6 protein-coding genes, 1 tRNA gene and 1 pseudogene are annotated in these 8800 nt (G+C 65.4%); 4 read left to right on the forward strand and 4 right to left on the reverse strand.

What is annotated here, in order from left to right:
* Positions 1 to 332: 332 nt before the first annotated feature.
* The 4 genes from KH616_RS16845 to acs all read right to left on the reverse strand — a co-directional run bounded on the left by KH616_RS16845 (position 333) and on the right by acs (position 4917).
* Positions 333 to 423: transfer RNA gene (locus KH616_RS16845), tRNA-Ser, on the reverse strand.
* A gap of 76 nt (positions 424 to 499) precedes the next feature.
* Positions 500 to 2515 (reverse strand): sodium:solute symporter family protein, encoded by a 2016-nt coding sequence (locus tag KH616_RS16850; protein WP_292248395.1) that lies wholly within the window; start codon positions 2513 to 2515, stop codon positions 500 to 502.
* A gap of 3 nt (positions 2516 to 2518) precedes the next feature.
* On the reverse strand, positions 2519 to 2860 hold the full coding sequence (locus KH616_RS16855) for a DUF4212 domain-containing protein (protein ID WP_292248398.1): 342 nt from the start codon (positions 2858 to 2860) through the stop codon (positions 2519 to 2521).
* Between the two features lie 74 nt (positions 2861 to 2934).
* The gene (acs, locus tag KH616_RS16860; RefSeq protein WP_292248401.1) at positions 2935 to 4917 is read right to left on the reverse strand and encodes an acetate--CoA ligase; all 1983 of its coding nucleotides are present in this window, start codon (positions 4915 to 4917) and stop codon (positions 2935 to 2937) included.
* Positions 4918 to 5221: 304 nt separating this feature from the next.
* Between acs and KH616_RS16865 the strand changes: the two genes are divergently transcribed.
* From KH616_RS16865 to KH616_RS16880, 4 genes and pseudogenes are all read left to right on the forward strand, one after another.
* Positions 5222 to 6121, forward strand: a complete 900-nt coding sequence (locus tag KH616_RS16865) for a DMT family transporter (protein ID WP_292248404.1) — start codon at positions 5222 to 5224, stop codon at positions 6119 to 6121.
* A 286-nt stretch (positions 6122 to 6407) separates the two neighbouring features.
* Positions 6408 to 7931 carry a fumarate hydratase gene (locus KH616_RS16870; protein ID WP_292248406.1) on the forward strand — a complete coding sequence of 508 codons (1524 nt, stop codon included), beginning with the start codon at positions 6408 to 6410 and terminating at the stop codon, positions 7929 to 7931.
* A 158-nt stretch (positions 7932 to 8089) separates the two neighbouring features.
* Complete coding sequence (gene bfr, locus KH616_RS16875; protein ID WP_292248409.1) at positions 8090 to 8566, forward strand: bacterioferritin; 477 nt, start codon at positions 8090 to 8092, stop codon at positions 8564 to 8566.
* A 31-nt stretch (positions 8567 to 8597) separates the two neighbouring features.
* Positions 8598 to 8800, forward strand: a pseudogene (locus tag KH616_RS16880) (glutamate racemase); the annotation flags it as partial.

Consider the following 8800-nt stretch of genomic DNA (forward strand, 5'->3'; position numbering starts at 1 on the left):
CACAGGCGTGGATCAACGGCCTGATGCAACCCGGCGCCGCGTCCAGCAATCGGTCTCAGGCGCTGGTACGGATCGGGGTGGCGACGCGATTCTAGGGCGTGTATTGGATCGGCTTTGCCGTGCATGCCCGAAATACCGGAGCACTGGACATCGAGGGCATCGCAAGCGAGGTTCGGTGCATTCAAAGGGATCAGACCGACGCGGCACTCGGCGACGTCGAGAAGGCCGCATGCTCGAGGAGCCGAGCAATCGACCTTTGATGGTCGGTTTGCGGGCCGGAAAACAAAAATCCCCGCAGGTCATTGACTTTGCGGGGATTTTTTAAAAAATTCTGGCGGAGAGAGGGGGATTCGAACCCCCGATAGGCGATTAACCTATACACGCTTTCCAGGCGTGCGACTTAAACCACTCATCCATCTCTCCGGAAGAGCGAGAGTATAGCAAACTCTTCCGCCCTACCGCTACTCCCCTCTCGCCCAGGTCACGGATTTCGCCTTCGTCACGGATGCCGGATGTAGTCGACGAGCGCACGCGTGTAATCATCCGGCCGGCGATCGAGCAGGCTGACGACGATCGCCACCGCAAATCCGGCCGGCACGCCGAACACGCCGGAACTGATCGGCTCGATGCCGAACCACGTTTTCCCGGAAAAGCCCGTCAACTGCGTGAAGTACGGATACGTCGACACGATGTAGTAAAGGCAGACCCCGAGCCCCGTCACCATTCCGGCGAGCGCACCGCGCGTCGTCGTGCGCTTCCAGAACACCCCGAGCACGAGCACCGGAAAGAAGCTCGACGCCGCGAGCGAAAATGCCGCGCCGACGAGGAACAGGATCTTGCCCGTATTGAGCGATGCGACATACGACGCAAACAGCGCGACGCCGAGCAGCAGCACCTTCGAGATCGTGACCCGCCGCTGGCTCGTCGCATCCGGCGCAACCATGTGGTAGTAGACGTCGTGCGACAGTGCATTCGCGATCGTCAGCAGCAGCCCGTCGGCGGTCGACAGCGCCGCCGCCAGCGCGCCCGCCGCGATCAGCCCGGAGATCACGTACGGCAGCCCGGCGATCTCGGGCGCGGCCAGCACGACCATGTCCGGCTGCATCCTGATTTCCGACCAGCGCACGATGCCGTCCCGGATCTCGTCGACGACGCTGATCAGATCGGGCTCGAAGCGATGCCATTGCGTGACCCACGCCGGCAGCGCCGCGAACGGCCGCCCCACCAGGTTCGCGAGGATCTCGTATTTGATCAGCACCGCGAGCACCGGCACGCTCAGATAGAAAAGCGCGATGAAAAACAGTGTCCAGCCGACCGAACGCCGCGCCGATGCAACCGAGGTCGTCGTGTTGTAGCGCGTGAGGATATGCGGCAGGCTCGCGGTGCCGAGCGACAGGCACAGCAGCAGCGCGAGGAAGTTCCGTTCGCGCGTCCGGCGCTCGTCGTCGCTCCCTGCGGGAAACGGCTCGTGCATCGGCACCGGCGGTGCGGCGCGCGCGAGCAGATCGTCGCGCGCCTGCGACCAGACGACTCGCGCCGCCGCCGGATCGCGCGGGAAATCCGCCAACTCGCGTTCGCGCCGGCTGATCTCACGCAGCGGTCCGTTATGGCGGCGCAGGTCGGCCAGCGCCTCGACGAGCCGCCCGCGCTCATCCCGGTACGACGCCGGCAACCGGTCGAGCCGCATCTGGATGCGCGCCGCCTGCTGACGATACGCATCGCGCACCCGCCGCTCGTCGGGCGCGTCGCGCACCTGCGCCTCCAGCACGGCGACGCGCTCCATCAATTGCCCGTAATTGAATTGCGGCACCGGCCCGAGTCCGTTTTTCATCGCGATCAGCGATACGGGAATCAGGATGGCGCTGATCAGGATGATGTACTGCGCCACCTGCGTCCATGTCACCGCGCGCATCCCGCCAAGAAACGAGCAGACGAGAATGCCGGCGAGCCCGCAGAAGATGCCGATCGCGAAATCGACGCCGATGAAGCGCGTCGCGATCAGTCCGATGCCCTGTATCTGCGCAACCAGATAGACGAATGAACACAGGATCGCCGCGCCCGCGGCGAGCGCGCGCACCGCCGTGCTCGAGAAGCGCGTGCCGAGAAAATCGGGAATCGTGTAGCGGGCGAGTTTGCGCACATACGGCGCGAGCAGGAACGCGACGAGGCAGAAACCGCCCGTCCAGCCCATCAGGTAAGCCAGCGCATCGTATCCGGTCGCATACAGCGATCCCGCGAGGCCGATGAACGACGCCGCCGACAGCCAGTCCGCCGCGGTCGCCATCCCGTTGAACGCGGACGGCACGCGTCGCCCCGCGACGTAGTACTCGACCAGATCGGACGTGCGCGACAGCAGTCCGATCACCGCATAGACGGCGATCGGCATGAACAGGAACACGTAGCCGATCCACACGCCGGAGCCCGCCGCGCGCTCGATGCGCCACAGCAGCAGCACGAATGCGAGAAAGCCGAGCGTATATAACGCGTAGGCGCGAATCAGCCGGCGCGTCAGCATGAATCAGCGCCCGCGAGGATCGTCCACGCGCGCCGCGTGGTCTTGGTACGCGCGTCCGAGCGCGCGGTCGGCACGCTGCATCAACGCGATGTACACGGCGATCAGGGCCAGGTAGATCAGGATTGCGCCTTGCGCGCCGAAATAGAACGGCAGGCTGAATCCGGCGAAGCGCACGTCCGCGAGCGCAGGCGCGAAAAACGGCACGAGGAACGACACGGAAAAGCCGATCGCCATCAGCACCAGGATCAGCGCCACGTTGAAACGCCAGTAGCGTGCATGGGCACGGGCAAGCGGCGCCGGCACGGGCGGCGGTGCGGCGGGCGCGGTGCGGGATGAGGCAGTCATGCCCTTATTTAACAAAAAGCCCCTGCGCCAGCAATCGGGATTGCCGCGCAGGGGCGCATGCACACGAAGCGCGATCAGCGCACTTCGGCGAGCTGGTCGAGGATGGCCGGGTTCTCGAGCGTCGACGTGTCCTGCGTGATCGCCTCGCCCTTCGCAAGCGATCGCAGCAGGCGGCGCATGATCTTGCCGGAACGCGTCTTCGGCAGGTTGTCGCCGAAACGGATGTCCTTCGGTTTCGCGATCGGCCCGATCTGCTTGCCGACCCAGTCGCGCAACTCCTTCGCGAGCTTGGCCGCCTCTTCGCCCTCCGGACGCGCGCGCTTGAGCACGACGAACGCGACCACCGCCTCGCCCGTCGTCTCGTCCGGACGCCCGACGACCGCCGCCTCGGCGACGAACTCGTGCGCGACCAGCGCCGACTCGATCTCCATCGTGCCGAGTCGGTGGCCCGACACGTTCAGCACGTCGTCGATCCGGCCCATGATCGTGAAGTTGCCGGTGGCCTTGTCGCGCACGGTGCCGTCGCCGGCGAGATAGAGCGTGCCGCCGAGTTCCTCGGGGTAGTAGCTCTTCTTGAAGCGGTCGGGATCGCCCCAGATCGTGCGGATCATCGCCGGCCACGGACGCTTGACGACCAGAATGCCGCCCTGCCCGTTCGGCACGTCCTGCCCCGTCTCGTCGACCACCGCGGCCATGATGCCCGGCAGCGGCAGCGTGCACGAACCCGGCACGGTCGGCGTGGCGCCCGGCAGCGGCGAGATCATGTGGCCGCCCGTTTCGGTCTGCCACCAGGTATCGACGATCGGGCAGCGCTCCTGACCGACGTTCCGGTAGTACCACATCCACGCCTCGGGATTGATCGGCTCGCCGACAGTGCCGATGATCCGCAGGCTCGACAGGTCGTAGCTCTTCGGATGAACGGCGTCGTCTGCATCGGCCGCCTTGATCAGCGAGCGGATCGCGGTCGGCGCGGTATAGAAGATCGAGACCTTGTGGTCGGCGATCATCTTCCAGAAACGGCCCGCGTCCGGGTAGGTCGGCACGCCCTCGAACACGACCTGCGTCGCGCCGCATGCGAGCGGACCGTAGGTGATATACGTGTGACCGGTGATCCAGCCGATGTCGGCCGTGCACCAGAACACATCGGACGGCTTCCAGTCGAAGGTCCACTTCATCGTCAGCGCGGCCCACAGCAGATAACCGCCGGTGCTGTGCTGCACGCCCTTCGGCTTGCCGGTCGAGCCGGACGTATACAGGACGAACAGCGGATGCTCGGCGCCGACCCATTCCGGCTCGCAGATGTCGGATTCCTGCGCCGCCAGCTCGTGCATCCACAGATCGCGGTCGGCATGCCAGTCGATCTTGCCGCCGGTGCGGCGATAGACGATCACGCTCTTGACCGCGTCGCAGCCGCCCATCGCGAGCGCCTCGTCGGCGATGGCCTTGAGCGGCAGCGTCTTGCCGCCGCGCATCTGTTCGTCGGCGGTGATCAGCGCGCTCGCGCCGACATCGACGAGCCGCTCGTTGAGCGATTTCGCGGAGAACCCGCCGAACACGACCGAGTGCGTCGCACCGATGCGCGCGCATGCCTGCATCGCGACGATCGCTTCGACCGACATCGGCATGTAGATGACCACGCGGTCGCCTCGGCGGATGCCGCGCTTCTTCAGTGCGTTCGCAAAACGCGACACGCGCGCGAGCAGGTCGGCATACGTGACGCGCGTGACCGTGCCGTCGTCCGCTTCGAAGATCACGGCGACACGCTCGCCGTTGCCGGCCTCGACATGACGATCGAGACAGTTGTACGACGCGTTCAGCTCGCCATCGTCGAACCACTTGTAGAACGGGGCGTCGGATTCGTCGAGCACCCTGGTGAAAGGCTTGTGCCAATCGAGCGTCTCGCGTGCAAGGCGTGCCCAGAAGCCTTCGTAATCACGCTCGGCCTCGGCGACGAGCGCGCGATAGGCATCCATGCCGGAAATGGCTGCCGCCTGCGCAAGCGCCGCGGGCGGCGCAAACTGGCGACCTTCGTGAAGAACCGATTCAATCGCAGACATCAACTACCCCTTGGTGAACATGAATCCTCTGCATGCCGGCGCGGTCGTGCGCGCCGAATCTTGGCCGGCGCATGTGCGCCGCTGTCTCCCACTCACCCGCGCGCCCCGAAGTTGCGCGCAATGCTGCATCGCATCACGCCGCGTGACGGCGATACGCGATCCGGCAAGGTTCACGATAAGCGCCACAGCTTACCCGTCACTTACGCGGCGGAAGCGGCGACATACCGCCGCAATTCCCGCCCGGTTGCCGCGGCTGCGGCCACGACCCTACAATCCTAACTGAACTCGCCTTCCGGATTCCAGCTTGAATCGCTACGCCCTCTTTCTGATCGTGTCGATGCTGCTCGTCGGCAGCAACGTCGGCATCGGCAAATCGATCGTCGCATCCGTTCCGGTCGCCATCCTCGCAACGCTGCGCTTCGTGATCGCGATCGCCGTGCTGTGGCCGCTGTTCGATCCCGTGAAGATGCGCGCGGTCAAGCGCGGCGAGTGGCTGAACCTGTTCCTGCAGGCATTCTTCGGCACCTTCATGTTCACCCTGCTGATGCTGAACGGCGTGCAGCGCACGAGCGCGGTCGCGGCGGGCGTCATCACGAGCACGATCCCGGCGGTCGTCGCGCTGTTCGCGTGGCTGATCCTGCGCGAGAAACCGAACGGCCGCGCGCTCGTCTCGATTGCGCTCGCCATCGTCGGCGTCGTCACGATCAACCTTGCGAACGGCGATGCGTCCGGCCCGGACGCATCGGCCGGCTCGCTGACCGGCAACCTGCTGATGCTGGGCGCGGTGTGCTGCGAATCGATCTACGTCATCTTGTCGCGCCGCCTGACGCAAACGCTCGCGCCGATCGACATCTGCGCATATACGCACCTGTTCGGCCTGCTGCTGATGCTGCCGCTCGGCGCGGGCGCGATGTGGCATTTCGATTACGCGAGCGTGACGGCGGGCACGTGGGCGCTCGTCGTCTGGTATGGACTGTCGGCGAGCATCTTCTCGTTCTGGATGTGGATGAAGGGCATCCGGCACGTGCCGGGCAGCCTCGCCGGCGTGTTCAGCGCCGTGCTGCCGGTCGCCGCCGCGGTCTACGGCATCGCGTTCCTCGGCGAACGCCCGACGCTCGCGCACGGCTTCGCGCTCGCGTGCGTCGTCACCGGCATCGTGCTCGCAAGCCTGCGCGTGAAACGCACGCCGCCCGTCCTGCCCTGACCCGCTGCCCGCCCCGTCACGGCGGGGCGCGTCGCTGCGCCCCGATCGGCCGACGCGTTACAATAGCGCGCTATTCGAAATCACCCCCGATACCGATACCCCGCGCCCGCTCGACCGTCATGCCCGCCTCGCCGACCGATCTGCACTCGTCTGGCCGTCCGGCCCATCGGACCATGCGGCCGCATCCCGCGCATTTCCCCGAGACGCACGCGCCCGCCGCCGCGTCCCGCAAGCTGGCCGGACACGCCGGCACGGCATTCCCCACTGTCCTCACCGAGTCTCAGTCATGACCGTCATCAAACAGGAAGACCTGATCCAGAGCATCGCGGATTCGCTGCAGTACATCAGCTACTACCATCCGCTCGACTACATCCAGGCGCTCGGCCGCGCGTATGAGCTCGAGGAGAGCCCGGCCGCCAAGGATGCGATCGCGCAGATCCTCACGAACAGCCGCATGTGCGCGGAAGGCCGCCGTCCGATCTGCCAGGACACCGGGATCGTCACGGTGTTCGTGAAGGTCGGCATGGACGTGCGCTGGGACGGCGCGACGATGAGCGTGACCGACATGATCAACGAGGGCGTGCGCCGCGGCTACACGCATCCGGACAACGTGCTGCGCGCGTCGATCGTCAATCCGCCCGAAGGCGGCCGCAAGAACACGAAGGACAACACGCCGGCGGTGATCCACTACGAGATCGTGCCGGGCGACAAGGTCGACGTGCAGGTCGCGGCGAAAGGCGGCGGCTCGGAGAACAAGACGAAGTTCGCGATGCTGAACCCGTCGGACTCGATCGTCGACTGGATCCTCAATACCGTGCCGACGATGGGCGCGGGCTGGTGCCCGCCCGGCATGCTCGGGATCGGCATCGGAGGCACCGCCGAGAAGGCGATGGTGATGGCGAAGGAATCGCTGATGGATCCGATCGACATCCAGGACATCATCGCGCGCGGCCCGCAGGACTGGATCGAGGAACTGCGCGTCGAGCTGTACGAAAAGGTCAACGCGCTCGGCATCGGCGCGCAGGGTCTCGGCGGCCTCGCGACCGTGCTCGACGTGAAGATCCTCGCGGCCCCGACGCACGCGGCGAGCAAGCCGGTCGCGATCATCCCGAACTGCGCGGCAACGCGCCATGCCCACTTCACGCTCGACGGCTCGGGCGTCGCGAAGCTCGAGGCGCCGTCGCTCGACGCATGGCCGAAGGTGCAGTGGGAACCGAACACGGAAACCAGCAAGCGCGTCGACCTGAACACGCTGACGCCGGAAGAAGTGGCAAGCTGGAAGCCGGGCCAGACGCTCCTGCTGTCGGGCAAGATGCTGACGGGCCGCGACGCTGCGCACAAGCGCATCGCCGACATGCTCGCGAAGGGCGAGAAGCTGCCGGTCGACTTCACGAACCGCGTGATCTACTACGTCGGCCCGGTCGATCCGGTGCGCGACGAAGTGGTCGGCCCGGCCGGCCCGACGACGGCGACGCGGATGGACAAGTTCACCGAGATGATGCTCGCGCAGACCGGGCTGATCTCGATGATCGGCAAGGCCGAACGCGGCCCGGTTGCGATCGACGCGATCAAGAAGCACAACGCGGCGTACCTGATGGCGGTCGGCGGCGCGGCCTACCTCGTGTCGAAGGCGATCCGCGAAGCGAAGGTGCTCGCGTTCGAGGATCTCGGCATGGAAGCGATCTACGAGTTCGACGTCCAGGATATGCCCGTAACAGTTGCTGTCGATTCGTCGGGCACGTCCGTTCATCAGACCGGCCCGAAGGAATGGCAGGCGAAAATCGGAAAAATCCCTGTCGCCGCGGCGTAAGCGGACCGATCTTCAGGCCGGACCGATGTCCGGCCTTTTTGCTTCTCATTTTTGCGTCCCGATATTGGCCGATCGGACGACGGCCGGAAACTTGGCATTTCGCGCCCTAGCGATTATCGTTCGGTTTCCGAGCCCCACCATCTAAGAAGGAACAAGCCATGCAAGGCGACAAGAAAGTCATCGAATACCTGAACGCGCAGTTGAAGAACGAACTGACGGCGATCAATCAGTACTTCCTGCATGCCCGCATGTACAAGCACTGGGGTCTCGAAAAGCTCGGCAAGCATGAGTACGACGAGTCGATCGGCGAAATGAAGCACGCCGACTGGCTGATCGAGCGCGTGTTCATGCTCGATGGCCTGCCGAACCTGCAGGATCTGCACAAGCTGCTCGTCGGCGAGGAAACCGAGGAAATCCTGAAGTGCGACCTGAAGCTCGAGCAGATCTCCCAGGCGACCTGCAAGGAGGCGATCGCCTATTGCGAATCGGTTCGCGATTACGTGTCGCGCGATATCTTCGAGCGGATCCTCGACGACACCGAAGAGCACATCGACTGGCTGGAAACGCAGCTCGACCTGATCGGCAAGGTCGGCATCCAGAACTACCAGCAGACGATGATGGGCTCGCCGGCGTAACGCCGCCCCACTCCCTGCCATACTTGCCCGCATGACGATGCCGAGCCAGTCCGCCTCCAGCGCGCCGCGCCAGACCGCACCTGTCGGCATCTTCGATTCCGGGCTGGGCGGCTTGTCGGTATTGCGTGCCGTGCGCGCGCATCTGCCCGGCGAGTCACTCATCTACGTCGCGGATTCGCTCAACGCACCATACGGCGAACGCGACGATGCCTTCATCACCGAGCGCACGCTCGC

Source organism: Burkholderia sp. (assembly GCF_018375725.1).
In the GTDB taxonomy this organism is placed as follows: Bacteria; Pseudomonadota; Gammaproteobacteria; order Burkholderiales; family Burkholderiaceae; genus Burkholderia.

What these genes read in the sequence shown, in the direction of transcription:
- acs (WP_292248401.1), bottom strand. Translation starts at nt 4,917, where the DNA reads ATGTCTGCGATTGAATCGGTTCTTCACGAAGGTCGCCAGTTTGCGCCG.
- bfr (WP_292248409.1), top strand. Translation starts at nt 8,090, where the DNA reads ATGCAAGGCGACAAGAAAGTCATCGAATACCTGAACGCGCAGTTGAAG.
- KH616_RS16855 (WP_292248398.1), bottom strand. Translation starts at nt 2,860, where the DNA reads ATGACTGCCTCATCCCGCACCGCGCCCGCCGCACCGCCGCCCGTGCCG.
- KH616_RS16870 (WP_292248406.1), top strand. Translation starts at nt 6,408, where the DNA reads ATGACCGTCATCAAACAGGAAGACCTGATCCAGAGCATCGCGGATTCG.
- KH616_RS16850 (WP_292248395.1), bottom strand. Translation starts at nt 2,515, where the DNA reads ATGCTGACGCGCCGGCTGATTCGCGCCTACGCGTTATATACGCTCGGC.